Raw genomic sequence first — 24,951 nt, 5'->3', positions numbered from 1 at the left:
CTGCTCGGTCGCGGAGACTCATAAATATGGTCCACAATTTGCGATTGTAGGTCAGGGCGTCAACCAGTTCTGAAAAGTCAACCGGCCAGGAATCGTGGGTGCGCTGGATGCCAGCCGCGGCTTTGACAAGTAACGCCGCTTCACGCTCGCGCGGTGTTTCAACGGTCTTGGTTGTCTGCTGGTACGCTAGTGCCCCGTGCTGCATTTTCGATTAGATCCTGTTCGAACTGAATGAGCTTTTTTGCTGACTTCAGAGCTTTGTACAGGTCGCCAGTTAAGATGTCGTTATTTACCGCATCGACAATTGCCAGACTTGAGGGGGCGGCGCGTACGATTTCGTTGATCAACTCGAAATATTGCTCGCGCAGTTTTTTTGAATCGTTGTCGATATACATGAGCTGTACCGCAAGATAAACGCGCTTGGCGGGTGTATCGGCGGTGGTTGAGGTCAGTATGTCTTTTTCGCGCAGTATCGGTGCCTTCCCCTCAATGAAGAGGCGCGTACGCTGGTCCGCATTGGTGATGATGCAATTGCCCACCAGCAATTTCTCGCCGGGTTTGAGTTCGACTTTAAGCGCCATTTCGGTTCTCGATCCCTGATTGGAAGGGGAGGGTCCCTATGCTGACCTGATTTAGAGCAAAAAGAAAAGGCGGGCTTGTGGCCCGCCTTTCCAAATCGGTCTGTGCGGCGATTAACGCAGCAGCTGCAGGACGCCCTGATCGGCCTGGTTGGCCATCGACAGGGTCGACTGGGCCAGAGACTGGCGGGTCTGCAGAGCCAGCATGTTGGCAGCTTCCTGGTTCATGTCAGCCAGGGTCAGGTTGCCAGCGCCGGTTTCAAGCGTGTCGATCATCGACTTGGTGAAGTCCTGACGGTTCTGAACGATCGAGAGGTTCGAACCAAAGGCTGAGGCCTGTGAACGAACGGTGTTCATCGCCGACTTAACCTGGGTCAGGTAGCCATCAATGCCGGTGTCGCCGTCGAGATCTTTTGACACAAGCGTCGTTGGCAGCATCAGGTTAGTAGCATTTACAGCAGCATTACCCTTGCTGTGAATGTCGATCGAGGAGGAGCCGGTTTCGTTAAAGGTGATCTTGAGATTGTCACCACGAAGCAGGTTGATACCGTTGAACGATGCGTCATCGGCAAGCTTGTCCAATTGGTCGCGCAATTCATTGAACTGCTTGGCCAGATCGGCCCGGACAGTGTTACCGGAAATATCGCTGGTCGCGACGCCACCGGTGATCTTGTTGTCTGTCAGGCCCGTAACGGTCAAGTCCTGAGTCGACTGGTTTTCTATGCGCAGCTTGCCATTGTCATTCGATGCCCGGACTTTGCCGGTCAGATCGGTGTTGGCGTTGATGGAGGCGACCAGTTCGTCAACAGTGCTGACCGTGCCAGTAACGCCAGCAACACCATCGGTCGAGGTGGTACCGGTTGCGATACCCATGGCAGTCGCTGTAGCCGCATTGGAAGTTGTCAGCGTAACCTGAGCGCCGTCTGCGCGACTAACGTTCAAACCACCGGCGACGCCGGTTGCCGTGAAGCCCGATGCGCTCAAAGCCGCTTCGAGTGCTGCTTTTTGGCCGGCGGCGGCGTTGGTAAAGGTGTAGGTCGCGGTATTGGTGCCGTCAGTAAGCGTGACCGACTGACCGTCGAGTGCGCTCAGATCGGCGTCGCCAGTCAGGTCGGTACCGCCGGCGGCTGTCAAGGTCGCAGCAGTCGCTGCCACATCAGCCGTGTTCAGCGCTACATTGACGCTGCCAGTAACGGCGCCGCCGCTGATTGCCAGGTTCTGGATGGCGCTTGTATCTACCGTGCCAATGTCGAAAGACTTGGTCTGGAAGCTCTTGTCCTGACGTGCCTGGGTCAAGGTCGACTGCATCGATTCCAAAGTCTTGGTAATCGAGGTCAAGCCGTTGTCGGCAGCTTCAATGGTCTTGATACCATTGGCCATCGAGTCCATGAGGCTGTTCAGATCGCCAGCGCGGCTGTTCAGCGAGGAGGCAGTGAAGAAGTTGGTTGGATTATCCAGCGCCGAGTTGACCTTGTTACCAGTCGAAAGACGGGTCTGGGTCTTGGACATCATCGAAGCAACGTTCTGCAGCGACGAGAGGTTGGAACGGACAGACTGGGTAAGATTGATTTCAGCCATTTTTGATTCCTTTTCTAGGATCAGTAATTGTGACGCCTCTTCCTGAGACGCTGGGATATTCAAACGCTGCGGTCTAAAGAACTATTAATTTCATCCCGCAGTTTCTTGTTAAATTAGAAATACGCCGGGGCAGTTAACATTACCTGAATCAGACCCGACCAGGTGGCAGGCTAGACTGAGAGATCGCGTAGACGCGAACTGGCCTCCGGCGGGATTTCGCTGGTGCCAATACGCAGATAGAGTTGATCGAGCGTTTTGGGGGTTGGAGTAAGAGAACCCGCCAGCACGGCCGCTGCAAAGATAGTGCCGGACTTGGCGTTACTCGACGGCGGCGTGGGTGGGCCGGATTTTCTGTCCGCATTGGGGGCAGGCGCAGCTGGCGTGCTGGCCACGCTTTGCGGGGTTATTGTACGCTCATTATTTTGGGGGCGCACGGCGTTGCTGCCCGGTTGGGCAGGTAATTGAATCGGCTCCGTGGCAACTATTGAGAACATTGTTCCTATCCTCGAAGGCACTAATGCCGTTCGCAGAATAGGGCGCAAATGCTAGCAGTGGCGTTGCCGGAAATGTGCGCAATTGTATAAAATTGTTTGTTCTACAGTGCGCGATTTAGGGTTATGCCGCGTGCAGAACTTTTTGGATCGGTGGTAATTCTGCCGGCAGCACCATAGACGCTGGTTCGATCCTGTTGTCCTACAGCGATAGCAACGTCGGTCAACAGGTCCTCGGTCACCGTTTTGGCCGTGGCGAGGACGCGCAGGTTTTCCGCCATCTGGGTGGCAAGTTGTTCATGGCCGACGCGCAGCCGATCGACGCTTGATGGCGCTTCCTGGCGCAGCCGCGTGTTTTGTCGCTGAACCGTTCGGGCAAACACAACATAATCCTGTGCCAATCGCGCCTTGTCGGCCGTCAGGGTTGAGGCCTGACGCAAGCGGCCGGCACGCAGCAGCATGGTTTCCTCGTTCATGACATTGATCAGTGAATTGAGTGCCGTTTCGGCCATGGTGCATAGTTCGGCGGCGGGCATGGTGTCCAGGGCGGCAAGGCGTTCAGCAGCGCTCATTTGCTGTAAGCTCCATTCGGTACAGTCGAATTGTTGATCGGGTTTTGCGCGGCCTCCTGCATGGCAATCAGGCTGGGCATGAGTTGATCGGCAAGGCCGATGCCACCGGCCTGGGCCATGGCGGTTGAATATTGTTCGGCTTGCATGCCGCGCCAGGTCTGTTCTGCAAAACCGCCCCCGAACGAACTCTTGTCGGTCTTGATGCTTGAAAACATTTCCTTGACCAACGTATTCAGAAACACGCCCTCCAGCCCTTCGGCCTGTTCTCGCAGCTTGGCAATTTGCGGGGTGGACAGGGTTTTGTTGTGTTCGATATTGTCGATCATCACAGCACCTCTATTTCGGCTTGCAGAGCGCCGTTGGCCTTGATCGCCTGTAGAATCGCAATCAGATCACGCGGAGTGATGCCCAGCGCGTTCAAACCGTCGACAAGCTCCTGCAGCGTGATCGAGTCATCAATTACGGCGAGGGCGGTGTCGCTCTGGTTGACATTAAGCTGTGTGCTGGGCTGAACGGCTGTGACGCCATTGCTCAGCGGGGCTGGCTGCACGACAGTGGGATTTTCCGCGATTGTGACGGTCAGATTGGATTGTGCGACCGCCACGCTGGAAACCTTGACATCCTTGCCCATAACAATGATGCCGGAATTTTCGTCGATGACGATTTTGGCGGTCTGGTCGGTTTGCACTACCAATTGCTCGATATCGGTCAGCAGATCGACAATATTACCGTTAAAGCCGCGTGGCAGGGTGATCCGCACCGTCGCCGGGTCCTCGGGAACGGCCGTTGGGACGCCAATGAAGTCATTGATCGACAAGGCAACCCGGCGCGCGGTGGTCAAGTCGGGATTGCGCAACGCCAATCGCAGTGTGTGTTGGGCGCCAAGCTTGAAGTCGATTTCGCGCTCTATGAGCGCCCCTGAGGAAATGCGCCCGGTCGTGGGGACGCCGGCAATAATGCTGGCGGAATCGCCCGTTGCGTTAAAACCATTGATCAGGACCGATCCCTGAGCGATGGCATAAACCTCGCCATCGGCACCGAGCAGGGGCGTGACCAGCAGCGTGCCACCCTGCAAACTTTTGGAATCGCCCAGCGCGGCAACCGAGACGTCCATGCGGGACCCCTGGGTGCTGAATGGTGGCAAATTGGCAGTGACCATTACCGCTGCAACATTGGCAGTTCGAACATTCTGTCCGGCAGTGTTGACGCCCAGTCGTTCGAGCATGGATTGCAGGGATTGCTTGGTAAACGGGGAATTGTTGAGGCTGTCGCCGGTGCCGTTCAATCCAACGACCAGCCCGTAGCCGACCAGTTGGTTTTCACGAACACCCTCAATGTCGACGATGTCTTTGATCCGCGCCGATGCGGCCATTGCAGTGTGAGCGCTCATCAATGCCAGCGTGGCTGCGATCAGGAAGGCTATCAGTGTGCGCGACAATGTGGATTTCATGGTCGTCCCCGTGGTTCTGACTCTTCCATCCCCATGGGCGAGCCAATCGAGAACCATATTGCGAATATCGTGCCAGCTTCGTTCGAGCCTGGACGATTGGCGCTAATGATTTGAAAAATAACGAGTTATCAATCAATCGCCGTCGACAGTGTCGTCTTGTTCTCGGACAGGTGAGCAATTCTTGCCGGGTGCGTTAAGCTGGTGTTAACGGTTGGCGGCAGATTTTGCCGATAAGGCAAATCAACTCATTGGGTTCATTGTGCGGATTGACGCCAAAAATCAAACGACAGGCGTGACGGGGCGCAAGGTATCCGGACGGTCGGGTGGTGCGGCGTTCGAACCGGTGGGCGCGGCGACTACCGCGCCTACCCAGAGTGCTGCCCAGGTTACCGCGCCGACAGATATCGGCGCGCTTCTGGCGCTGCAGGCGGTCGAAGATCCGCTGACGGGTCGAAAGAAGAAAGCCTTACGCCGTGGCAAGTCGCTTCTGGACAAGCTCGAGGACGTAAAAGCCGATCTTCTGGTCGGCACCGTTAGTGAGTCGCGGCTGGATGCGCTGATGGTGCTGGTCGCCGAGGCGCGAGAACGCAGTGTCCCACAGGTGGATGAACTGCTTGACGACATTGAGTTGCGCGTTCGCGTCGAACTGGCCAAATTTGGGCGTTTTCCTGGGTAAAGTCGCGCCACATCATTACAATGCAGACAATCCTGAGCTATGGGATTGGTGCAAAAGACCTTTCACTTATTAACGACAGGTGCTTTGCGTGCTTGCCCGCAAGGGACAGCTTGACTATACAGGCCGCCATTGGGGGCGCATTGGAGTTGAGTCTGCTAATGTCTTCGGTTGAAAATCTAGTTGAGTATCGGCCCAGTGATGATGAGCCGTTCATGAATCCTCGCCAGCGCGACTATTTTCGCGCCAAGCTGAATGGCTGGAAAGAGGATATTCTACGAGAAAGCCGCGAAACGCTCGATAGTTTGCAGGAAGAGAGTACCAATCATCCTGATATGGCAGATCGAGCATCTTCAGAAAGCGATCGTTCGCTGGAATTGCGGACGCGGGACCGCCAGCGCAAGCTGATCTCCAAGATCGACGCTGCGATAAAGCGTATCGACGACAATACCTATGGCTACTGCGAGGAGACAGGGGAGCCGATTGGCTTGGCCCGGCTGGACGCGCGGCCAATTGCCACCCTGAGCCTTGAAGCGCAGGAAATGCATGAGCGCCACGAGAAGGTTTATCGCGACGAATAGACCGTTTGTGGCGGTTTCTTAAACTCAATTGTAAGGGGCGGCGCGGGCGCGGCCCCTTCTTTTTGACCACGTTCATCAGGTCAAAGTGATCTCGCGGGTCACCCCAATATTTTCCAGAAATGCGGGGTCATGGCTGACGACCAATATCGCCCCGTCATAAGCGCTGAGCCCGGCTTCAACAGCTTGAATTGCATAAATATCGAGATGATTTGTGGGTTCGTCCAGAATAAGAAGTTCAGGCGGGCGGGTGCCACCGATGGTGGCGGCCAGGGCGGCGCGCAGAAGTTCGCCGCCACTTAGCGTTTTTACCGTTTGCAATGCCGCGCCAGCGCGAAACATGAAGCGAGCCAGTGCAGCGCGGCAGACATTTTCGTCGCCGTCGGGATTAAGAGCGCGAAAATTGTCGCGAATTGATAGATCAGGGTCCAGCAAACTGGCGGTTTGATCGAGAAGCGCGTAGGTGCAATGTATCCGGGCTGATCCCGATTGTGGCCGCAACTCGCCGGTCAGCAAGCGCAATAGTGTGGATTTTCCGACCCCATTGGGCCCGGTGATACCGACACGCTCCGGACCGGTCATGGAAAATGACAGATCATGTATCAAGGGTACGTCAGGTGCCGTGCCACCGGTCAGTCTGGTGCAAGTCACAACGGTTCTTCCCAAGGGCAGGGCGGTAGTGTTTAGGGACACCGTCAGCGGCGTTAATACTTCAATTTGATCGCGGGCGGCCTGCAGGTCGTCGATGGCCGCCCCTCGCTGCTTGTCGGCCAGTCGCGCATGATCGGCGCTGGTATTTTCGGCACGCTCCTTTAGCCCGCCCAGCAATATTTTGGGTGCACCGCCGCGTTTGGCGCGCTTGGCGCCTTCTCTATTTTTCCGGTCCTGGCGCTCGGCTTGAACTTGTCGCTTGCGATCAATTGCGCTCAACTGCCGTTCCGCTGTGTCCAGATCATGCTGGTGCGCCGCCAGTTCTAAGGCCTTTTGTGCTGCATATTGATCCCAGTTGCCGCCATAACTGCTGCAGCCAATCGATGTGAGTTCGACAATTGCATCCATAAGTCCCAACAGCGCCCGATCGTGACTGATTACGATGGCCCCGCCACGCCAATCCATGAGAAAGCGGGTGACGATATCGCGACCATCGGCGTCCATATTATTGGTCGGTTCATCCAGAAGGACGAAATCAGGTTGAGCCAAAACGAGTGCTGCCAGGGCAAGGCGCGTGCGTTGTCCGCCGCTTAGATTGGCAATAGGACGGTTCGGCGTCATGTCGGGCAGGCCCATTTGTCTGATCGCACTTGCCATCCGGTCGGGCAGGGTCCAATCGGCGTGTGCGGCATCTTCGAGGGTGCCGGCGCCGGCTTCGAGACGGAAAAGTCGAGCGAGATCAGACGCGATGCCAAGTTGATCGGCCACGGTGGCAGCATCCAGCTGAGTTGATTGGCGCAAAATGCCTGCCGTTCCGGCTACGCTGACCGACCCCGAATTCGGGGCGAGTTCCCCCATGATCAGTTTGAACAGGGTGGACTTGCCAACGCCATTGCGGCCAATCAGACCGGTTTTCTGGCGATTGAAGGTCAGGTTGAGCTTGTTGAAGAGCTCGTGATTACCGGGCGTGGCGTAGGAAAGGTCGTTGAGTGTAATTGAGGCGGGCATGAATGGATTCCGGATGGGCGATGCGGGTGAGGCAGTCGTTCATCGTGAAATCCATCTGGTACCGTCCGGTCAGTGCTGCAACTGCTGGGGAATTTACGCAGCGATGTGGTCAAGTCAAGTCGGTCTTTGACCTCGGCCTAACCAATCAGGGCAAATAGCGTTTTTTCAAATGTGCCTTGAAGTGGACTGCGTTTAACGGTTCGCCGGTGGCGCGCGTGATCAGGTCGGGCGTCGAATAGCGCGATGCCTGCGACCAGATATTGTCGGCGCGCCATTGATTGATTGCCGTGAAATCGCCCTTCGCAATTGCCGTCCCGATCGTTGGCTGGGCCTTTTCCAACGCCGTCCATTGCTGCGCGGCGATCATGGCGCCGAGAGTATAGCTGGGAAAATAGCCGAAGGCGCCGCTGGGCCAATGCACGTCCTGCATTGGACCATCCTTGGGATCGGCAATAGTTGAAATACCCAGATATTCGATCATTTTTGCGTCCCAGGCCTCCGGTATCTGGCTGGCCTCGAGCTTGCCGTTTACAAGATCCTGCTCAAGTTCGTAGCGCAGGATGACATGAAGCGGGTAGGTAACTTCGTCGGCATCAACCCGGATATAACCGCGTTCGACAAAATTCACGTGCGCCAGAATATCGGCAATTTCCCAACCGGCAACAGCATCGTCGCCCATATGTTGGCGGACCAATGGGAGAGTAAACTCCCAGAACTGCGGGCTGCGTGCCAATTGCATTTCGACAAACAGCGATTGGCTTTCGTGAATGCCCATGCCACGCGCCTTACCCAGCGGCCAGTGCGACCATGCTTTTGGCAGGCCCTGTTCGTAAAGTGCATGACCGGTTTCGTGCAGGACGCCCATGAGCGAGGACAGGAATTCATCGGTGCGATAGCGCGTGGTCATGCGGACATCGCTGGGGACGCCGCCACAGAAGGGGTGATGGGAAACCGCGAGACTCCCATGGGTGAAGTCGAAGCCGACCGCGCGCATGGCGGCGAGGCCCAGGTCACGCTGATGTTCGATGGGGAACGGACCGTGCAGCGGTTTGAGCGGCCGTTTGGTGAGGCGTTCGTCCTGCGCCGCCAGTGCCTCGGGAACAAACGATTTGAGAAAACTCTTCAGATCGGCAAAAACCGGGTCGATCTGGGCAATGCGATTGCCGGGGTCGAATTGCTCCATCAAGGCGTCATAGGGCGCCAAATTGAGTGCTTCGGCGCGCATTTGGGCTTCCTCGCGCACGAGGGTAACGACGCCTTCCAAAGCGGGCAGGAAGCTGGTCCAGTCGCCGGTAGCACGTAATTCGCGCCAAAGTTGCTCGGACCGCATCGTCGCCGCGGTCTTGCGCTCGACGAACTCGGTGGGCAGACAGGTGGCGCTGATATAGGTGCGGCGGAATTCCTCCAGTGCCAATTGCTGGTCGCTGGAGTCAGCCGTGGCCGCATCAAGCCAGTCGGCGATTTCGGGAGCGGTGGATTGGGCGTGGTACATGCCAGCCAGGTTGGCCATCGCTTCGGCGCGCTTTTCGCCGCCACCAACGGCCATGTGCGTTGCTTCGTCGGCACCCAGTATGGACAAGGCATGTTCCAGCGCTTCGAGGCGGTGACCGAGGGCGTCAAGTTTGGCGAATGACATAGCTAGCTCCGAATATCAGTGGCGGAGATGTTCCACAGGTCAGCGCCAGATGAAAGGCCAGTGCCGAGATTTTCCCCGACTGGCCGGCGCAGGGCGCCCCGGGATTGCTATTCCGATTTATCGCCACGGTTTGTCGCACTCACGTGCCAGGCCAGGCCAAGGGCAATGCCGATGCCGATTCCCGCGCCGATATTGCCCATCAGGGACCCGATCGCGACGCCGAGCACGACACCGAGTGTGATGCCGAAGGTCAGGGATTTGGTCATTCTGGTTCTCCTTTCAGGTCAGCGCCAGACTTAGGAACACGCGCCAATTTGTAAAGGGGCATGAAAATAACGACGAGGCGCAGCCGGGGGACTGCGCCTCTGATAGCGGCTCTATTCTGGAGGCGCCTGTGGCAATTTCCTTCTGGAGCCTGCCGCGAGCCCTGATGCACCATTGGGGGAATGTGCAGCAGGGAAGTTCGAAGGATCAGAATGGCAGGATCGCGTCGAGTACCTGCTGACCGTATCGCGGCTGCTGGACATCGGTGATCTGGCCGCGACCGCCGTAGGCAATGCGTGCCTCGGCAATTTTGGAGGATGGGATGGTATTATTGGCCTGGATGTCGGATGGGCGCACGATACCGGCAACTACGAGATCACGAACCTCGAAATTGACCCGTACTTCCTGATGACCTTCGATGACCAGGTTGCCGTTGGGCAGCACCTGTGTGACCACAGCGGCGACGGATGTTGTCAGACTTTCCGCCCGATTGACCGAACCATTGCCACTATCCTTGGTGCCAGAATTAAGATCGATGGCGGCCGACGGATCGATGCTGGGTGCGACATTGCCAACGACCGCGCCGAAGATACCGCCCATGCCCGCCGAGTTGGTCGAGGTGCGGGCGCGCTGCGTCGAATTGTTGATCTTGGCACTATCATCGATGGTGACCATGACGGTGAGAATGTCACCGATGCGGTGAGCACGTTCGTCCTTGAAAAAGCCTTTTGCGGACATGCGGTAGAGCGAATTGGGCTGGTAGGTGTCCTTTATCGCTTCCGGCATCGGCATCCGTACTGGCTGATAACCGGCGACCGTGGTGGGGTCGGAAATCGCCGACAGAGCAGGGGCCTGACCGACATTTGCGAGGCGGTCCATGGTATTGCAAGCGCCGAGCAGGCCGGTCAATGTCAGGAGTGTTGCGAGTTTCAAGGCGTTCATGATTGTTCTCCTGATAACGGCTTAGAGCTGTGCCAGATTTGTTGGCGCGCTGGCGATTTCGACGGCACCGGGCGCCGTGGCGGTGGCCGATACCACCCGGTTGGACATTAAGTTCAAGACCTGGACGGCTTCGCCGGGTGCCGCACTGGCCAGTGCCTGCCCCTTGACGGTCAGTGTCATCGGGCCCTTGTGAAAATAGATTGTGACGAACTGGTTGCGGGCGATCAGTTGGGCGGTGGCGACGTCGGCGGGTTTTAGCAACATGCCCTCACGGCTTTGTCGCTGCAGTTGTTTTCCAACGAGTTGGTCAAGTGACGCGAAGCCCGTGGATTCGGCATATTTCAGCGGCACCGGGCGCATGATGATGTCCTGCTGTGACAGGATGGTGCCAGCGGGCAGGTTGGCGGCCAGATGAGGCGCGGGAATCATCAGGTCGATCGTTCCGGCGAGGTCGAGCGGCGTGGCGATGCCCGAGATCATGAAACGGGCGGTAAAAGCACCGGTTTCCGGCAAGTAGCGCAAATTCACAAGGGTCGCGGGGGCATCAACGGCTTCCGCATTGATCGGGGTGATGGCGTTGGAAAACATTGTCTGCGCGGTCATGCCGGTGGTTAAGATACCCTTCGATGTCAAATTGGTCGCGATCAGTTTGGTCAGTGATTGCTCGTCGACAACGGTGGACTTGCGCATGACGCGGACATTGACCACTCCGGCAGCGTCAAACGTCTTGAGACCAATGCGCGCCGCCGCGGTTTTTATCGCGTCAAGCGGCACCATGCCTGCGGTGCCAGGTTTGGGAGCGCGGAACAGAGGTGCTTCGGCCATGACGCCAGCATCGTCGAACATGTCGCCCACGGTAACTACCTGGGAGACAACGTTGACTTCGGGTTTGAGAACGGGCGCCGCTAGCGTCGTCACGCTCATCGAAGCGGCAAGAACGAGTGCGGCAAGTGCTGTGCGAATGATCATGGCCATGGCTCCTATCAGCGCATCTGGCTGGTTGACTGCATCATCTCATCGGCGCCGGAAATGACACGGGCGTTCATCTCGTAAGCGCGTTGAGCCGCAATCAGGTCAGCGATTTCAGTGACGGAATTGACGTTGCTCATTTCGAGATATCCCTGGAGCAGGTCGCCATTATTGTTGGAGTTCGGTACCCCGATTTGGGCGGGGCCGCTGGCCGCGGTTTCAACGAACAAATTGTCGCCGATAGATTCAAGGCCAGATTTGTTGACGAAGTTCGCGAGTTGAAACTGCCCCAACTGCGTCGGCGTTGAGTCATTGTTGAGATAGGCTTCTACAGTGCCGTTGGCCGAGATGGACAGGGACTTGGCGCTATCGGGTACGACGATGCCGGGCTGGATGGCATAGCCGTTGGCGTTGGTGATCTGGCCGTTGCCATCGCGCTTGAAGGAACCATCGCGAGTGTAGGCGGTGCGTCCATCGGGCATGTCGATCATGAAAAATCCGTCACCGCGGATGGCCAGATCGAGTTCGGCTTCAGTCGGATTGACGCTGCCCTGGCTCATGACGCGGGGTGTCGCGACGGTGCGCACACCCGAGCCAACCTCAAGGCCAGCTGGCAAAACAGTGCCCTGATCAGATGTCTGGGATCCGGCGCGGCGGTACTGCTGATAGAGCAGATCCTGGAATTCGGCCCGCTGGCGCTTGTAACCAGTGGTGCGCATGTTGGCGATATTGTTGGATATCACTTCAACATTGCGTTCCTGGGCGCTCATGCCGGTCGATGCGATATAGAGTGCTTTCATCGGGCTGGCTCCTTACTAGACGGACGCGGCGCCGAGGCGCTGGATGGCGGATTGGCGCATTTCGTCCTGCCGTTGCATGATCTGCGCGATCGATTCATAGGATCGGGTCACACGGATCATGTCGGCCATTTCACTGACGCCGGTTACGTTAGAGCGCTCGATTGCACCCTGGGTGACCGTCGTTTTGGCGTTGGGCTGGGGTGTGCCACCGGCATAGAGGTTGCTGCCTTCGCGGGTCAGTGCCTGGGCGTTGGCGAATTCAACGATCTTCAGCTTGCCCTTGATCCCGGCGCTGGTCGAAATGGCGCCGTTAGCGCCGATGCTGATATCGCCTTCATCGGGACTGAACTGAATAGGACCACCCTCGCCGAGCACGGGATTGCCGCTAAGATCAACAAGCGTGCCGGAATTGTCGATCTGGAATGAGCCGGATTTGGTCCAACGCTCACCGGCGGCTGTTTGGACGGCGAAAAAGCCATCTCCGTTCAGCGCCGCATCGAGTGGATTTCCTGTCTGGGTGATAGCGCCACCACGCAAGTCATGCAGCGTCGCCCAATCCTGCACATAGGAGAGCGGTTGATCCTGACCCGGGAAGTCGCGGTCACGGGCGACAGGCATGACATATTGTTCGAACAGAAGCTTTTCGGCCTTGAAGCCGGTTGTGTTGACGTTGGCCATGTTGTTGGCCACCACGTCCATCTGCCGCTGAAGTGCCATCTGCCGTGACAGGCTGATCAGTTGCGCATTTTCAATCATGCGAGTTCCCCGAAATCTTAAATCCTGAAACGCACTGCCTCCCCAGGCCGAACGTTTCGTCGTTTACATTGCAGAAACCATGCCAAAGTAGAAAATTTAATAAAACCAAATAGATAATGTTTATTCTGCGTTGGGGGTGTTCGCGCCTAACGGTACCAGAAGGCAAAAACTGCCCGGCAAAATCTGCCGCTTCGAGCCGGATCGTAAGACTTCGTTAACCACGCGCCTATTAGCTGGTGGGGAACCGGAATCGCCCGGATTTACTCTCAGGCGCGGGAATTGTCGCAATGGCTGCCGATGCGGAAATTGATGAAGGTGCGGCCGAGGCCCCCAAGAGCAAGAAGAAGCTGTTCATCATTATTGGGGCGGCCGCCGTCGTAATCATGGTTGCGGGGGCGGGACTATTTGTTGTGCTGTCAGGCAATAGCGCACCCGCGCCCGATGAAGCCAAGGTCATCGCGGCGCATCAGAGCTTTATTTTCAATCTGCCCCCCATGACGGTCAATCTTAATACCGCAGGCGGGGACGAGGCATTTTTGAAACTGACGGTGGCACTTGAAGTGGCCAACGAAGAGGTGATGACCGAAATACAACCGCGCATGGCCAAGGTCGTTGATGCATTTCAGGTCTATCTGCGTGAGTTGCGAAAGAGCGACCTTGAGGGATCGGCGGGCATTTACCGGCTTAAGGAGGAACTGCTGCGCCGGGTGAATGTCGCGATCTATCCCTCCAATGTCGAGAGCATCCTGTTCAAAGAGATATTGGTACAATAGATGGCGCAACCCACTGATCAGGACAAGCTGGCCGAAAACTGGGACGCCGGTGGCGGCGCCGCATCTAGTAAAAACGATGTTAGCGCCAGACTCAAACGACGGGTCTCCGGATGCGGCAGCGGAATGGGCCGCGATGCTGGAAGCCGATCCGGCGGCTGCGATTGGGCCGGGTGAGGCCGATCGCGTTCTCAATCAGGATGAAATTGATAGCCTGCTAGGGTTCGACCCCAACGCCAGTGGTAGTGTTGAATTGACCGGTGTACAGGCGCTGATCAATTCCGCGCTGGTTAGTTACGAGCGCCTGCCAATGCTCGAAATCGTCTTCGACAGGTTGGTGCGACTGGCGACGACCTCGTTGCGAAATTTTACCTCGGACAATGTCGAAGTTACTCTGGATTCTATTTCGTCGGTGCGTTTTGGTGACTATCTGAATTCCATTCCTTTGCCGGCAATTCTATCGGTGATCAAAGCCGAAGAGTGGGAAAATTACGGGTTGCTGACCGTTGATTCCAGCCTGATCTATTCGATGATCGATGTATTGCTGGGCGGACGGCGGGTCTCGGGCAATGTTCGTGTCGAGGGGCGCCCATACACCACCATTGAGATGGCACTGGCCCGCCGAATGATCGAGGTTATTCTTGAAGACACACATCGCGCCTTCGAGCCTGTGACCCAGGTGAATTTCAAACTTGAGCGCATGGAAACCAATCCGCGGTTTGCAGCGATTTCCCGACCCGCCAACGCAGCGATCCTTATTGAGATGCGGATCGAGATGGATGATCGCGGCGGCAAGATCGAAATCCTGTTGCCCTATGCGACGATCGAGCCGATCCGTGTGCAGCTGTTGCAAATGTTCATGGGCGAGAAGTTTGGCCGCGACCCGATATGGGAAGGGCATTTGGCGACGGAAATTTACGCCGCTGATGTTGAGCTATCAGCCATCCTGCATGAGCAGGAACTGCCATTGTCGCGGGTGCTGGGGCTGACACCTGGCGATACGGTGCTATTTGACCGCACGCCGAGCGAGCCCATCCAGCTGCGGTGCGGCGATGTTGATCTTGCTGAGGCGATCATGGGTCATATCGGCAATAATGTTTCGGTCCGGGTGACGAGCCCACTCAATCCGCCAAAGGTCACGATGGCGGGCTTTGAGGCGCTGGACCAATCTATGGAAGGACGATGATGTTTGGATTGCCTTTGGGCCTTATCGTTGAAGGGTCGGTTGCCGTTCTTCTTGTTATGACAATAGGTTATTGCACCGTACTAAATGGGCGTCTCAAGCGACTGCATGCAGACCGCGAGGTGTTGCAACAGATGGTCAATGATCTGGTTGGCGCAACAAACCTGGCCAATCAGGCGATCAAGGAGCTTAAATCCACTGCGGTCGAGGCAGATTTGGTGCTTGGTGCGCGATTGGAAGAAGCTGAACGTTTCGGAATTGAACTGGCGAACCATGTGAGCGCGGGCGCGGACGTGATGGAACGCATCGCCAAGATAACCAGTGTCGCCAGAAAAAGCCCATCATTGGATGCCGCCAAACCCGTGCCGACCACAATGCCGGTCGAGGACGCACGGCCGGCACCCAACAAGCTGCACTCGGCGCTGGAGCAGTTGGCGACACGAGCACGGACGCGCGGAGCCGCGGCATGAAATCGGTCCGCCTGCTGCCGGTCGTTATTTGCGCCATCACGGCTTTACTGGTGTTCAAGACCGTGAGCCTGGTGACGACAGGCAGCTATGTGCTTGGTGTGGCCACCGCCCGCGCCGAGGAGCATGGCGGCGGTGCTTCCGAGACAGGCGGCGATGCAGCGATCGAGCTGCCGGGCGAACCAACGCTGCAGGACGATAGTCCGATCATGACCGACATGTCGCCAACGCTGGCGCAGATCGTCGGCAAAAAGGTGACCGACGGGGAGCACTTGCAGGCAAGCGCGGACGCGCCGGCAACAAGTGACGGCCACTCGGCGACGGCAGCGGAAAGTGACAATTCGAGTGGGCATGAATCGCCGCCGACAGACGGTGAGCCAACACCGGTTGCGAACGCGGCGGTTAGTTGCGCTGCTGATGGCTCCACTGGCGAAGCGGGCGCGAACGGGAATGGCGCCGCGGCCGAGGGTGCGGGCGGCCACGCGGGGACGGGTGGGGAGTCCGCCGGTTTTGCCGAGGGCATGGTGAGTGGGGACTGTGATCCTTATGCCGAAGCCATTCCGATGAAATATGGGCCAGATGGCACATTGATCCCGCTTACAGACGCCAATGGTGGGTCTTTGACCGAGCGTGCCCTGCTGGAACGGTTGGGCGAGCGACGCATCGATCTGGACAAATATGCGGCCGAGTTGGACATGCGGCAGTCGCTGGTGGACGCTGCCGAAAAGAAAATCGACGAGCGGGCAGCAACGTTGAAGGCGCTGGAAGAGCAGATATCCAAACTGGTTGATCAGCGCAAGGAAATGGAGACCGGACAGTTTGCGGGCATTATCACCATGTATGAGAGCATGAAGCCCAAGGATGCCGCCGCGATTTTCGACAATCTCGACATGGATGTGCTGTTGCGCGTCGCCAAGACCATGAACCCTCGCAAGATGGCGCCGGTTCTGGCGGCAATGAGTTCAACGCGGGCGCAGGAACTTACAGTGCGGATGGCGGCAAGCGCCGACGCGCCAAACGACATTATGGACAAGGCCGACCTGTCGGCGCTGCCCCAGATTGTAGGGCAATAGCCATCCGGCTGGAGAGGGGTGCCCTGGCGCGCCGCTGGGTAAGGCGGCGTTAAGCACGACGCGATAGTGTCACGACATTAGTTGTGTAATCGCGTTTTCAGTGTCCGGGCTAATAGCAGTTCGTTTGAAGACGCCTAATTTGCCAGGCGGGCTGCGGTCGGTGAAGACTGCGATACAGGTGGGCTGGAAAAGGGCGCGTATTGCCCTAATGGTTGGTGCCGTCACGCTGGCGGGGCTTTTGGCATGCGCAACGCCGGGTTTGGCGCAGGATCGCGGCCAATTATCGGTCAGTGCAGAGAATGGCTACGGCCGCATGATCGTTACCTTCCGCTCCCGCACTGACCTGCCCGCCTATAAGGTGAGCAGCGAAAACGGTGTGCTCTCCGTCACCTTTGATGAACCTGCCGATGTAATTTTGCCGGATGTGGGTGGCATGTTGCCTGACTATGTCACGGCGGCACGGATGGATTCAGACAAGAAAGGACTGCGGTTTGGCTTGCGGACCGCCCTTGAGGTGCGGCATACGGAGGCCGACAATCAACTTTACATCGACTTGTTGCCAACCGACTGGCAGGGCGCGCCGCCTGCGCTGCCCCAGGATGTGATTGATCGTGTGGCCGCCAATGCCAAGGCGTCCGCCAAGCAGGCGGACAGACAGCGCAAGGCGGCAGTCGTTCGCGATCAAAAGCCAAAGGTTACGGTAAGAATCGGTACCAACCCGACCTTTATGCGGCTCCAGTTTGACTGGAGCATCGATACCAAGGCCGATTTTTCATTCAAGCAAAAGAATGCCACGCTTGATTTTGAATGGCCGGTGCCGGTCGATATAGCGGAACTGGCGACCAGTTTGCCGCCCGAAATTGTCAATGTTAACAATAGCGTATCCGAAGATGGCAGCGCGGTCTCGCTGAAGTTTGCCAGTGGTGTTGTACCGAGATTTTATCAGGAGACGCCGCGAACCTATATTGTCGATGTAGATCTGCCGCACGCCGGTTTGCCCCCGATTACCGCACAAGCGCTGGCTGACAAGTCGAATACGGCCGATGCAGCAGGCTCGACCGATGATGGCCACGACACGGGCGCAGCGGGTCACGAGGAGAGGGTGTCGTCCGAGACTCGGCGTTTTGTACCCTGATACCGCACCAGCAGCGATCCAACCCTATGTGAGCCAGGTAGGGAGCACTTTGCGGATCGTGTTTCCGTTCGAACAGGATACGGCAGCGGCGGTATTTCGCCGTGGCAACACAGTGTGGACAATTATTGACACAACCTCGGCCATCGACACGCCAAAGGACATGAAATCGCTATCAGCCGTGGCGAGCGATTTCTCGGTCATTGCAGGGGGCGACACTCAGGTTGTGCGCATTGATCTGGCCCAGGACAGGTTGGCAACACTTGGATCGGAGGGCCGGGCCTGGGTGCTCTCGCTCGGCGACATGGTGTTAACACCCACTGAGCCTATCAGTTTGACTCGCGAGCGTGCACAGGATGGCGGGTATGAAATGGTCGCCAATGTGGATCGTCCGGCGCGGGTACACCAGTTTGTGGATCCCCTTGTTGGCGACAAGCTTGAAGTGGTGACCGCCTATCCACCATCCCGCGGCATGTTGCGCGACCAAAAATATGTCGATTTTACCGCGTTGCGCACTGTGCACGGTCTGGCGATCAAGCCCCAGCATGACGGGTTGAATATTCAGGTTGAGAACAAGCTGGCCGTTATCAGCATGGAAGGGGGTCTGGTGCTGTCGAGTGCGGACCAGCAACGCGCGTTGCGGTCAGGCTTTGACTCGGCCAATCGACTTAGCTTTGTTGATCTGGACAGGTTGCTGGTGAGCGATCCCGCCCGATATGAACAGCAATATGATGATCTTGCCTCAACAGCCGCCAGTGCCAAAGGTGGGGCCCGTGATGCGGCTCGTTTGGATCTGGCTCAATTCCAGCTGGCAAACGGCTTTGCCTACGAAGCACTGGGTGTGTTGAGCGTTATCGGTGACAAGCCCGAAGGCGGTGACGATCTTGTCCAAAAAGTGCGATTGACCACGGCGATCGCGGACACCGTCGTCAACAGATCAACTGAAGCATTGGCGATCTTGAACAGTGCGAAGTTGGCGAATGAAGGTGACGCCCTGTTCTGGCGCACCATCGCGCGCGCCGACAACAATGATTATCGCGGGGCGTTAGAGGACGCATTTGCGTCCGAGGATCTGGCGCGGAACTACCCGGCCTGGGCACGCAAGCGTTACACTTTCGCGGCAATCCGCGCTGCGGTTGAAACGGGCGACGAGGACAGCGCCGATCGACTGCTGGACAGCATCGACACTGCCGAATTGAATGTGGAGGAGGTTAGCCAGTTGCATCTATTGATGGGGCGGGTTGACGAATTGAAAGACCAAAGCGCCGAAGCCATAGACAATTATGGCCAGGTCATTGCCGCCGATATCCGTCCCACACGCGCCGAAGCTATTTATCGGACACTCAAGTTACTGGACAAGGAGGGCAACCTCAATCTTGACAAGGCGACGGCGACGCTGTCGGCCGAGGCGATGTTATGGCGTGGCAATGGGCTAGAGGCCGACATGCAGCAGTTGCTGGCCGGTTTCTATTTCCGCCAAAACAATTTCCGAGCCGGCTTCGAAACGGTCAAGCAGGCGGTGTCGGTTTACCCCGAGAGTCCACCGGTCAATGCGTTGCGGGATCAGGCACAACGGATATTTGTCGATCTGTTCCTGAATGGGCAGGCCGAAGCGCTGGCGCCGATTGATGCGCTGAGCCTGTTTTATGATTTTCGGGAGCTAACGCCGCCGGGTGCACGCGGTGACGAAATGATCCGCAATTTGGCACGACGGCTGGTCAAGATCGATCTGTTGCCGCAGGCAGCCCAATTGCTCGACTATCAGTTGAACAATCGACTCAAAGGCGCTGCCAAAGCACAGGTTGCGGCCGATCTGGCGGTGATTTATCTGGCGGATCGCAAGCCACAAGACGCTCTGAGGGTGCTGGGATCGACACGGACGCCGGGACTGTCGGAGGCGTTGACGCGGCAAAGGCGTGTGCTGGAAGCACGTTCGATGATTGATGGTGGTCGCGACGAGTTGGCACTGGACCTGCTCAAATCCATGCAGGGGCGCGACGTTGACCAATTGCGCGTTGACGCGCATTGGCGGGCCAAGCGCTATGGGGATGCGGCCGAACTGTTGGAGGCCATGTATGACAATTCAACAGATATACAGTCGTTGAGCCAGCCAGCACGCATGAACGTCATCAAGGCCGCCGTAGGGTATGTGTTGGCGGGTGATCGGTTGGGCCAGTCGAGATTGCGGGCGAAATTTTCTGACGCCATGGTGACGGCACCGGAATGGCCAATGTTTGACTATGTTACTGGGACGATCACCACGGACAGCCTGGAATTCAAGAATGTAGCCAGCGCCGTGTCAGGTCTGGACGGGCTCAATTCGTTCCTGTCTGCCTATCGGCAGACCTATGGCGCGGACGGGGCGATGGTGCCGCCATTTGCCGCCAAACCGGACTTGAAGGTTGCCGGGTCTGGCTAGCCGGATGCAAAGCTTCGAACCAGCGATCCCGCGACCAGATACCAACCATCGACCAGAACGAAGAAAATGAGCTTGAACGGCAGTGAAATCACCACTGGCGGCAACATCATCATGCCCATCGACATCAGGACCGACGCCACCACCATGTCGATGACCACAAAGGGCAGGAATAGCAGGAAGCCGATTTCAAACGCACGCCGCAGGCTCTGAAATCATGAAGGCGGGAATGAGTAGCGTGAGCGGAATAGTTGCGGGGTCCTCGGGTGGCGGTGTGTCGGTAAGGTCGTAAAAGAGCGACAGGTCCTTCTCGCGGACGTTGGCGCGCATGAAAGTGTGGATTGGAACGCTACCCGCCTCGAATGCCTCGCTAATCTGCATGTCACCGGCGAGTAGTGGCTCAATCCCAAGATTATAGGTTTGCTCCAGAGTTGGAGACATAATGAAAATCGTCAGGAACAGCGCGAGCGATACCATGACCGAATTGGGTGGGGCGCTCTGCAGGCCAATGGCGGTACGCAGCAGCGACAGTACAACCACAATACGGGTGAAGCTGGTGACCATCACCAGAATTGACGGGGCCAGCGCCAGCACGGTGATCAGGCCGATGAGTTGAACGGCCCGTTCGGTCAGCGTTGTGTCGTTTCCGAAATCGATCGACACATCCTGGCCAAAGGCGACGCTGGGCACCAAAGCCAGACCAAGAAAAACTGCGAGGCCGGCCCACAGGGCGTACCTTGAGCGCTTAGTTGCGGTCGGTGTTGTAACCCTTGTCGTCGATGTGGCTGCTGGAGTCGTCAACTTGCGGACGCCCGTTCTGCTCAGTGGAAGTGTTAACAACTTCTTTAACTGAGTCGGCGCCTTGGCTATCGCTCTTTTCTACAGGAAGTCCGGTTGGTTCGACTTTACTAACAGGTCGCATCAGGCCCGTCTGGCGAATTGAGGTTGGAGCTTTGTTCGATGAGGGTTTGCGCAGTTCGCGCAATCGATCCAGCGGCGACACTTTAGGGGGCGTAGCTGCCGACGCAGACGAGCGTACCGACGGTTGCTGATTTGCCGCAACGACCCGCGTCTTAACTGGACGGGGAACAGGCTTGGCCGACGCGATGTTGGGCACCGCGCGACGGTTTGACGCGGTTTGTGCGACCTCGGTTACGGGAATGCCCGTCTCGATGACAACATCTTGTGGACCACCGGTCAAAAGCAGATGCTCGACATTGTCGCGGCGAATGATGACCAATTGCCGTTTTGGGTCGATGGCCAGGGTGTCGATCACCAGCAGGCGGCGGTTTCTGCCGCGGGCGACGTTGCTAGACGCCTTAAACAGCATTTTGAGGGCCCAAAGACCAAGCACTATCAGCACCAACACGATGCCAAGAGCAAAAGTCGCTGTCAGAATGGAATTGCCCGAACCGCCGAAAAGGCTGGTGATGAATTGCAACGCGTCTACTCCACTACGATTACCGAAGGGCTCGGCACAAATTGCCTATTTGGCCCCGAAATCTGCAAATTGCGAGACTAATGCCCCACCAAGCCGTTCCGGTTAATAGTTGATTAACCATACCTCGGCAAGAATTGCCTATCGCGAGGCGAGTCTGCCAAGGGGGTATCAGGCCATGGGCATTATGAACATGCCATTATTTACAGCGCTATCCGACAAGATGCGCTGGCACCAGGCGCGTCAAGGTCTATTGGCTGAAAATGTCGCAAATGCGGAAACGCCAGGTTACCAAGGGCGAGATCTGGCCCAGTACAATTTTGGTGACCATATGGGTGGTGGGTCCAGCGCCAGCCTCAGCGTCACGGCGACCCAGCCGATGCACATTTCCGTTGGCGGGGATAATAGCGCGGCCTTTGGCGCGCAGCGCATGAACAGTTTTGAGGTCACGCCCGAGGGTAACGCAATCTCACTCGAAGACGAGATGATGAAGGTGACCACCAATATGAGTGATTATCAGGCCGTCACCTCGGTGTACCAGAGTTCAATGAAAATCCTGCGGACCGCCCTGGGGCGGTCCTAGTACGGCTAGGTTGGCACCATGAGCGACTTTAATTCCTCCCTGAAAATTGCGGCTACCGGGCTGCATGCGCAGACCGCGCGAATGCGTGTTATCGCGGAAAATCTCGCAAATGTGGATTCGGCGGGCAAAACGCCGGATGAGGATCCGTATCGACGCCGTATTCCTACCTTCAAGACCGAGTTTGACGCGCAGGCTGGCGGCAATATTGTGGAAGTGGGCAAGCTCGCGTACGACATGAGCGATTTTACGACCCGCTTCGAGCCCGGTCATCCAGCGGCTGATCCTCAGGGTTACGTCAAATATCCAAACATCAATCCGTTGATTGAATCGATGGACATGCGCGAGGCCCAACGAACATACGAAGCCAATTTGAACGTGGTGACGGTGACCCGGCAGATGCTGGGCCGTACCCTGGATATTCTGCGCAGTTAGCCCCATCAGGACCAAAAAACATGGCAATACCCTTTAACGCCGCCGCTGCTGCCTACGGTAACGCATCCAAGCTGATCGCCCAGACGGCAAAGCCGGGCACCGATATTGTCGCCAAGGCCGATCAGGGAAATGACTTTGCCAATATGCTGGCGCAGTCCGTTCAGGATGTCGTTGATACCGGCAACAAATCGGACAAGATGGCGATGGAAATGGTCAACGGCAAAGCCAATGTCGTGGATATGGTCACCGCACTGTCCCAGACCGAATTGGCTATCGACAGCATGGTATCGGTTCGCGACAAGGTCATTTCGGCGTATGAAGAGATCATGCGAATGCCGATCTGATTCTCGAAAGGCCGTGCCATGAGCGGCGCTGAAGTTCTCGATATCGCGACTGACAGTATCTGGGTTTTAATTATCGTGTCGTTGCCAATGATGCTGGCGGGCCTATTGGTCGGCGTAGTGATTGCCTTGTTCCAGGCGCTGACACAAATCCAGGAACAGACATTGGTATTTGTTCCCAAGATTTTGGCAATCTTTGTGACATTGTTGATCTCGCTGCCGTTTCTGGGCGCTACCATGGGTGCCTATATGAACCGCATCGTCGATCTAATCATCATCGGCGGTTAGGGTGACGCTCAGTCTAAATTGGCTGCCCGAGGTTGCCTATATCTATATCCTGCTATTCATGCGGATCGGCGCCATTCTGATGCTGATGCCCGCGCTGGGGGAGCAGATGATTCCGGCGCGGATGCGGCTCAGTTTTGCGCTGGCATTTACACTGGTTCTTTATCCCCTGTTGGCCAAGGTCATGCCGCCGATGCCAACGCAGTTTCCGGCGCTTCTGGCATTGATCCTGCATGAGCTTCGCTATCGGGCTGATCATTGGTGCGATTACGCGCATTACCGTGATGGCGACGCAGGTCGCCGGGGCGGTGATAGCCTTTCAGTCCGGACTAAGTGCGGCACAAGTGGCCGACCCGACCCAAAGTGGTGTGCAGGGCGCTGTCATCGGCTCGTTCCTGTCCTTTGTCGGGGTCACCTTGATATTTGCGACCAATCTGCACCACATGGCACTTGCCGCAATATATGACAGCTACATGGTGTTCCTGCCTACTGAGCCGTTGATGTTTGCCGACGCGGCACAAATGGCTATTCAAACTGTCGCACATGCCTTTACGATAGGTGTGCAGATGTCGGCACCGTTCATTGTGTTCGGGTTGGTGTTCAATCTTGGCGCCGGGATATTGGCGCGACTGATGCCGGCGCTACAGGTTTATTTTCTGCTGATGCCGGCCAATATTCTGGTCGGGCTGGTATTGTTGGCGCTGCTGCTTACCATGATGATGGGCTGGTATATATCGGCGTTCGAGAATCATCTGGCGATGTTGCGAGGTTAGGCGATGTCCGACGAAGCCCCGGAACAGTCCAGTAAAACCGAGGATCCCTCCCATAAAAAGCTTGAGGACGCGCGCAAGAAAGGCGATGTGGTCAAGAGCCAGGAGGTGACTACCTGGTTCATGCTTGGGGGGACGACTGCCCTGTTTGGTTTCATGGCACCGGGTGCAAGTTCGGGCCTTGCCAACTCACTCAAGGAAATATTTGCCAATGCCGATCAGTTCGAAATTGGCGGGGCGGCACTTCAGGCATTTTTCGATGGCTTGGCGCTGCAACTGGTGTTGATCGTGCTGGGACCCCTGCTGGTGTTGTCGATATGTGCCATTGCTGCCAATCTGCTCCAGCATCCGCCACTGCTTTCCGTCGAGCCGATCACGCCTAAACTAAGCAAAATATCGCCATTGGCTGGCGCAAAACGGCTGTTCTCAAGCGAGGCGCTGGTCAACTTTATCAAGGGGCTGCTCAAGTTATCGATTGTTGGTGTGGTTGTCGCGGTAACGGTCTGGCCTGAACAGGACCGACTTTCGACCCTTATGACGGCTGATCCGGCGATCATTTTGGGAGAGTTTCAGGAAATCGGGCTAAAAATTCTGCTGTCGGTGCTGGCCGTCGTGACCATCATAGCGTTCGCGGACTTTCTTTATGTGCGTCAAAAGTGGTGGAAGCGCCAAATGATGACGGTTCAGGAAACGCGCGACGAATATAAGCAAATGGAAGGCGATCCAGCAGTCAAGGGCCGGATACGACAGTTGCGACAGGAACGCGGGCGGCAGCGGATGATGGCGTCGGTGCCCGATGCTACCGTCATTGTTACCAACCCGACGCACTTTGCCGTCGCGCTCAAATACGACAAGTCGATGAAAGCGCCGCTCTGCCTCGCCAAGGGGGCAGATGCCATTGCGTTGCGTATTCGTGAAGTTGCCAAGGAACACGATGTGCCGATCGTTGAGAATCCGCCATTGGCACGGGCACTGTTCGCCAGCGTCGAAATTGATCAACCCATTCCGAACGAGCACTTCAAGGCGGTGGCCCAAGTCATCGGATTCGTGATGCGCCTGCGTGATAATCGTGGATGGACGCCCGGCAATTCGGTAAACTAGGCATTAACTCTCCC

General features: G+C 56.9%; 28 protein-coding genes and 3 pseudogenes. 15 read left to right on the top strand and 16 right to left on the bottom strand.

The window, feature by feature from the left end; genetic code table 11:
* Positions 1 to 76: 76 nt before the first annotated feature.
* The 7 genes and pseudogenes from PSQ19_RS19765 to PSQ19_RS06840 form a co-directional block, all read right to left on the bottom strand.
* Positions 77 to 205, bottom strand: a pseudogene (locus PSQ19_RS19765) (hypothetical protein); the annotation flags it as partial.
* Positions 159 to 581, bottom strand: coding sequence for a flagellar biosynthesis repressor FlbT (flbT, locus tag PSQ19_RS06865; protein ID WP_282220153.1), 423 nt, complete (start codon positions 579 to 581; stop codon positions 159 to 161). The pseudogene PSQ19_RS19765 and the gene flbT, both read right to left, overlap by 47 nt.
* A gap of 111 nt (positions 582 to 692) precedes the next feature.
* Positions 693 to 2,156, bottom strand: coding sequence for a flagellin N-terminal helical domain-containing protein (locus tag PSQ19_RS06860; RefSeq protein WP_282220152.1), 1,464 nt, complete (start codon positions 2,154 to 2,156; stop codon positions 693 to 695).
* A gap of 170 nt (positions 2,157 to 2,326) precedes the next feature.
* Positions 2,327 to 2,650 (bottom strand): hypothetical protein, encoded by a 324-nt coding sequence (locus tag PSQ19_RS06855; protein ID WP_282220151.1) that lies wholly within the window; start codon positions 2,648 to 2,650, stop codon positions 2,327 to 2,329.
* Positions 2,651 to 2,751: 101 nt separating this feature from the next.
* A complete protein-coding gene (locus tag PSQ19_RS06850; RefSeq protein ID WP_282220150.1) occupies positions 2,752 to 3,219 on the bottom strand; it encodes a hypothetical protein in 468 nt (155 codons plus the stop codon).
* Positions 3,216 to 3,545 carry a rod-binding protein gene (locus tag PSQ19_RS06845; RefSeq protein ID WP_282220149.1) on the bottom strand — a complete coding sequence of 110 codons (330 nt, stop codon included), beginning with the start codon at positions 3,543 to 3,545 and terminating at the stop codon, positions 3,216 to 3,218. The genes PSQ19_RS06850 and PSQ19_RS06845 overlap by 4 nt, the downstream gene beginning before the upstream one ends.
* Complete coding sequence (locus PSQ19_RS06840; RefSeq protein ID WP_282220148.1) at positions 3,545 to 4,669, bottom strand: flagellar basal body P-ring protein FlgI; 1,125 nt, start codon at positions 4,667 to 4,669, stop codon at positions 3,545 to 3,547. Before PSQ19_RS06840 ends, PSQ19_RS06845 begins: the two co-directional genes overlap by 1 nt.
* 211 nt (positions 4,670 to 4,880) lie before the next feature.
* On the opposite strand from PSQ19_RS06840, the gene PSQ19_RS06835 reads away from it, so the two are divergent.
* Both PSQ19_RS06835 and dksA read left to right on the top strand, forming a co-directional pair.
* A complete protein-coding gene (locus PSQ19_RS06835; RefSeq protein WP_282220147.1) occupies positions 4,881 to 5,345 on the top strand; it encodes a flagellar assembly protein FliX in 465 nt (154 codons plus the stop codon).
* A 158-nt stretch (positions 5,346 to 5,503) separates the two neighbouring features.
* Complete coding sequence (gene dksA, locus PSQ19_RS06830) at positions 5,504 to 5,923, top strand: RNA polymerase-binding protein DksA (RefSeq protein WP_282220146.1); 420 nt, start codon at positions 5,504 to 5,506, stop codon at positions 5,921 to 5,923.
* Between the two features lie 75 nt (positions 5,924 to 5,998).
* Here the strand turns inward: dksA and PSQ19_RS06825 are convergent, their stop codons facing one another.
* The 7 genes from PSQ19_RS06825 to flgF form a co-directional block, all read right to left on the bottom strand.
* Positions 5,999 to 7,579, bottom strand: coding sequence for an ABC-F family ATP-binding cassette domain-containing protein (locus PSQ19_RS06825; protein WP_282220145.1), 1,581 nt, complete (start codon positions 7,577 to 7,579; stop codon positions 5,999 to 6,001).
* 145 nt (positions 7,580 to 7,724) lie between these two features.
* Positions 7,725 to 9,215 carry a carboxypeptidase M32 gene (locus tag PSQ19_RS06820; RefSeq protein WP_282220144.1) on the bottom strand — a complete coding sequence of 497 codons (1,491 nt, stop codon included), beginning with the start codon at positions 9,213 to 9,215 and terminating at the stop codon, positions 7,725 to 7,727.
* A 107-nt stretch (positions 9,216 to 9,322) separates the two neighbouring features.
* Entirely contained in the window at positions 9,323 to 9,481 is a 159-nt protein-coding gene (locus PSQ19_RS06815; RefSeq protein WP_282220143.1) for a hypothetical protein, read from the bottom strand.
* Positions 9,482 to 9,686: 205 nt separating this feature from the next.
* A complete protein-coding gene (gene flgH / locus PSQ19_RS06810) occupies positions 9,687 to 10,421 on the bottom strand; it encodes a flagellar basal body L-ring protein FlgH (protein ID WP_282220142.1) in 735 nt (244 codons plus the stop codon).
* Between the two features lie 21 nt (positions 10,422 to 10,442).
* The gene (gene flgA, locus PSQ19_RS06805; protein ID WP_282220141.1) at positions 10,443 to 11,390 is read right to left on the bottom strand and encodes a flagellar basal body P-ring formation chaperone FlgA; all 948 of its coding nucleotides are present in this window, start codon (positions 11,388 to 11,390) and stop codon (positions 10,443 to 10,445) included.
* 14 nt (positions 11,391 to 11,404) lie between these two features.
* A complete protein-coding gene (flgG, locus tag PSQ19_RS06800) occupies positions 11,405 to 12,190 on the bottom strand; it encodes a flagellar basal-body rod protein FlgG (protein ID WP_282220140.1) in 786 nt (261 codons plus the stop codon).
* 15 nt (positions 12,191 to 12,205) lie between these two features.
* The gene (gene flgF, locus PSQ19_RS06795; RefSeq protein ID WP_282220635.1) at positions 12,206 to 12,943 is read right to left on the bottom strand and encodes a flagellar basal-body rod protein FlgF; all 738 of its coding nucleotides are present in this window, start codon (positions 12,941 to 12,943) and stop codon (positions 12,206 to 12,208) included.
* Between the two features lie 290 nt (positions 12,944 to 13,233).
* On the opposite strand from flgF, the gene PSQ19_RS06790 reads away from it, so the two are divergent.
* The 6 genes from PSQ19_RS06790 to PSQ19_RS06765 all read left to right on the top strand — a co-directional run bounded on the left by PSQ19_RS06790 (position 13,234) and on the right by PSQ19_RS06765 (position 19,990).
* Entirely contained in the window at positions 13,234 to 13,719 is a 486-nt protein-coding gene (locus PSQ19_RS06790; RefSeq protein ID WP_282220139.1) for a flagellar basal body-associated FliL family protein, read from the top strand.
* 76 nt (positions 13,720 to 13,795) lie between these two features.
* The gene (gene fliM / locus PSQ19_RS06785) at positions 13,796 to 14,902 is read left to right on the top strand and encodes a flagellar motor switch protein FliM (protein ID WP_282220138.1); all 1,107 of its coding nucleotides are present in this window, start codon (positions 13,796 to 13,798) and stop codon (positions 14,900 to 14,902) included.
* Positions 14,899 to 15,369 carry a DUF6468 domain-containing protein gene (locus PSQ19_RS06780; RefSeq protein WP_282220137.1) on the top strand — a complete coding sequence of 157 codons (471 nt, stop codon included), beginning with the start codon at positions 14,899 to 14,901 and terminating at the stop codon, positions 15,367 to 15,369. The genes fliM and PSQ19_RS06780 overlap by 4 nt, the downstream gene beginning before the upstream one ends.
* Complete coding sequence (locus PSQ19_RS06775) at positions 15,366 to 16,439, top strand: MotE family protein (protein ID WP_282220136.1); 1,074 nt, start codon at positions 15,366 to 15,368, stop codon at positions 16,437 to 16,439. The genes PSQ19_RS06780 and PSQ19_RS06775 overlap by 4 nt, the downstream gene beginning before the upstream one ends.
* A 160-nt stretch (positions 16,440 to 16,599) precedes the next feature.
* Positions 16,600 to 17,574 carry a hypothetical protein gene (locus PSQ19_RS06770; RefSeq protein WP_282220135.1) on the top strand — a complete coding sequence of 325 codons (975 nt, stop codon included), beginning with the start codon at positions 16,600 to 16,602 and terminating at the stop codon, positions 17,572 to 17,574.
* Positions 17,564 to 19,990, top strand: a complete 2,427-nt coding sequence (locus PSQ19_RS06765; protein WP_282220134.1) for a tetratricopeptide repeat protein — start codon at positions 17,564 to 17,566, stop codon at positions 19,988 to 19,990. Before PSQ19_RS06770 ends, PSQ19_RS06765 begins: the two co-directional genes overlap by 11 nt.
* Here the strand turns inward: PSQ19_RS06765 and fliP are convergent.
* A pseudogene (gene fliP, locus PSQ19_RS06760) lies at positions 19,987 to 20,716 on the bottom strand (flagellar type III secretion system pore protein FliP). The gene PSQ19_RS06765 and the pseudogene fliP overlap by 4 nt on opposite strands.
* A gap of 16 nt (positions 20,717 to 20,732) precedes the next feature.
* A complete protein-coding gene (locus PSQ19_RS06755) occupies positions 20,733 to 21,317 on the bottom strand; it encodes a flagellar biosynthetic protein FliO (protein WP_282220133.1) in 585 nt (194 codons plus the stop codon).
* A gap of 301 nt (positions 21,318 to 21,618) precedes the next feature.
* Here PSQ19_RS06755 and flgB point away from each other — a divergent pair, with 301 nt between their 5' ends.
* From flgB to flhB, 7 genes and pseudogenes are all read left to right on the top strand, one after another.
* Entirely contained in the window at positions 21,619 to 22,008 is a 390-nt protein-coding gene (gene flgB / locus PSQ19_RS06750) for a flagellar basal body rod protein FlgB (protein ID WP_282220132.1), read from the top strand.
* Between the two features lie 18 nt (positions 22,009 to 22,026).
* Positions 22,027 to 22,440: a flagellar basal body rod protein FlgC gene (gene flgC / locus PSQ19_RS06745; RefSeq protein ID WP_282210949.1), complete on the top strand. Its 414-nt coding sequence runs from the start codon at positions 22,027 to 22,029 to the stop codon at positions 22,438 to 22,440.
* Between the two features lie 20 nt (positions 22,441 to 22,460).
* A complete protein-coding gene (fliE, locus tag PSQ19_RS06740; protein WP_282220131.1) occupies positions 22,461 to 22,784 on the top strand; it encodes a flagellar hook-basal body complex protein FliE in 324 nt (107 codons plus the stop codon).
* An 18-nt stretch (positions 22,785 to 22,802) separates the two neighbouring features.
* Positions 22,803 to 23,069: a flagellar biosynthesis protein FliQ gene (fliQ, locus tag PSQ19_RS06735; protein WP_282220130.1), complete on the top strand. Its 267-nt coding sequence runs from the start codon at positions 22,803 to 22,805 to the stop codon at positions 23,067 to 23,069.
* Between the two features lie 58 nt (positions 23,070 to 23,127).
* Positions 23,128 to 23,247 (top strand): annotated as a pseudogene (locus PSQ19_RS06730) (flagellar biosynthetic protein FliR); the annotation flags it as partial.
* A gap of 52 nt (positions 23,248 to 23,299) precedes the next feature.
* The gene (locus tag PSQ19_RS06725; RefSeq protein ID WP_282220129.1) at positions 23,300 to 23,839 is read left to right on the top strand and encodes a flagellar biosynthetic protein FliR; all 540 of its coding nucleotides are present in this window, start codon (positions 23,300 to 23,302) and stop codon (positions 23,837 to 23,839) included.
* Positions 23,840 to 23,842: 3 nt separating this feature from the next.
* Positions 23,843 to 24,937, top strand: coding sequence for a flagellar biosynthesis protein FlhB (gene flhB, locus PSQ19_RS06720; RefSeq protein WP_282220128.1), 1,095 nt, complete (start codon positions 23,843 to 23,845; stop codon positions 24,935 to 24,937).
* The last annotated feature ends 14 nt before the right edge of the window (positions 24,938 to 24,951 follow it).

The sequence above is a fragment of the Devosia algicola genome (assembly GCF_028816455.1).
GTDB lineage: Bacteria > Pseudomonadota > Alphaproteobacteria > Rhizobiales > Devosiaceae > Devosia > Devosia algicola.
The sequence above is the reverse complement of the archived record's forward strand: the minus strand, read 5'-3'. Positions and strand labels throughout refer to the sequence as shown.

Bases quoted from the DNA above. Each gene is read 5' to 3' on its own strand.
- flgG (WP_282220140.1), bottom strand. From the start codon at position 12,190: ATGAAAGCACTCTATATCGCATCGACCGGCATGAGCGCCCAGGAACGC.
- PSQ19_RS06790 (WP_282220139.1), top strand. From the start codon at position 13,234: ATGGCTGCCGATGCGGAAATTGATGAAGGTGCGGCCGAGGCCCCCAAG.
- PSQ19_RS06825 (WP_282220145.1), bottom strand. From the start codon at position 7,579: ATGCCCGCCTCAATTACACTCAACGACCTTTCCTACGCCACGCCCGGT.
- flgC (WP_282210949.1), top strand. From the start codon at position 22,027: ATGAGCGACTTTAATTCCTCCCTGAAAATTGCGGCTACCGGGCTGCAT.
- flbT (WP_282220153.1), bottom strand. From the start codon at position 581: ATGGCGCTTAAAGTCGAACTCAAACCCGGCGAGAAATTGCTGGTGGGC.
- PSQ19_RS06775 (WP_282220136.1), top strand. From the start codon at position 15,366: ATGAAATCGGTCCGCCTGCTGCCGGTCGTTATTTGCGCCATCACGGCT.
- dksA (WP_282220146.1), top strand. From the start codon at position 5,504: ATGTCTTCGGTTGAAAATCTAGTTGAGTATCGGCCCAGTGATGATGAG.
- flgH (WP_282220142.1), bottom strand. From the start codon at position 10,421: ATGAACGCCTTGAAACTCGCAACACTCCTGACATTGACCGGCCTGCTC.
- flhB (WP_282220128.1), top strand. From the start codon at position 23,843: ATGTCCGACGAAGCCCCGGAACAGTCCAGTAAAACCGAGGATCCCTCC.
- flgB (WP_282220132.1), top strand. From the start codon at position 21,619: ATGCCATTATTTACAGCGCTATCCGACAAGATGCGCTGGCACCAGGCG.
- flgA (WP_282220141.1), bottom strand. From the start codon at position 11,390: ATGATCATTCGCACAGCACTTGCCGCACTCGTTCTTGCCGCTTCGATG.
- PSQ19_RS06840 (WP_282220148.1), bottom strand. From the start codon at position 4,669: ATGAAATCCACATTGTCGCGCACACTGATAGCCTTCCTGATCGCAGCC.
- PSQ19_RS06725 (WP_282220129.1), top strand. From the start codon at position 23,300: ATGAGCTTCGCTATCGGGCTGATCATTGGTGCGATTACGCGCATTACC.
- fliM (WP_282220138.1), top strand. From the start codon at position 13,796: ATGTTAGCGCCAGACTCAAACGACGGGTCTCCGGATGCGGCAGCGGAA.
- PSQ19_RS06845 (WP_282220149.1), bottom strand. From the start codon at position 3,545: ATGATCGACAATATCGAACACAACAAAACCCTGTCCACCCCGCAAATT.
- fliQ (WP_282220130.1), top strand. From the start codon at position 22,803: ATGAGCGGCGCTGAAGTTCTCGATATCGCGACTGACAGTATCTGGGTT.
- PSQ19_RS06850 (WP_282220150.1), bottom strand. From the start codon at position 3,219: ATGAGCGCTGCTGAACGCCTTGCCGCCCTGGACACCATGCCCGCCGCC.
- fliE (WP_282220131.1), top strand. From the start codon at position 22,461: ATGGCAATACCCTTTAACGCCGCCGCTGCTGCCTACGGTAACGCATCC.
- PSQ19_RS06860 (WP_282220152.1), bottom strand. From the start codon at position 2,156: ATGGCTGAAATCAATCTTACCCAGTCTGTCCGTTCCAACCTCTCGTCG.
- PSQ19_RS06815 (WP_282220143.1), bottom strand. From the start codon at position 9,481: ATGACCAAATCCCTGACCTTCGGCATCACACTCGGTGTCGTGCTCGGC.
- PSQ19_RS06855 (WP_282220151.1), bottom strand. From the start codon at position 2,650: ATGTTCTCAATAGTTGCCACGGAGCCGATTCAATTACCTGCCCAACCG.
- PSQ19_RS06780 (WP_282220137.1), top strand. From the start codon at position 14,899: ATGATGTTTGGATTGCCTTTGGGCCTTATCGTTGAAGGGTCGGTTGCC.
- PSQ19_RS06755 (WP_282220133.1), bottom strand. From the start codon at position 21,317: ATGCTGTTTAAGGCGTCTAGCAACGTCGCCCGCGGCAGAAACCGCCGC.
- PSQ19_RS06820 (WP_282220144.1), bottom strand. From the start codon at position 9,215: ATGTCATTCGCCAAACTTGACGCCCTCGGTCACCGCCTCGAAGCGCTG.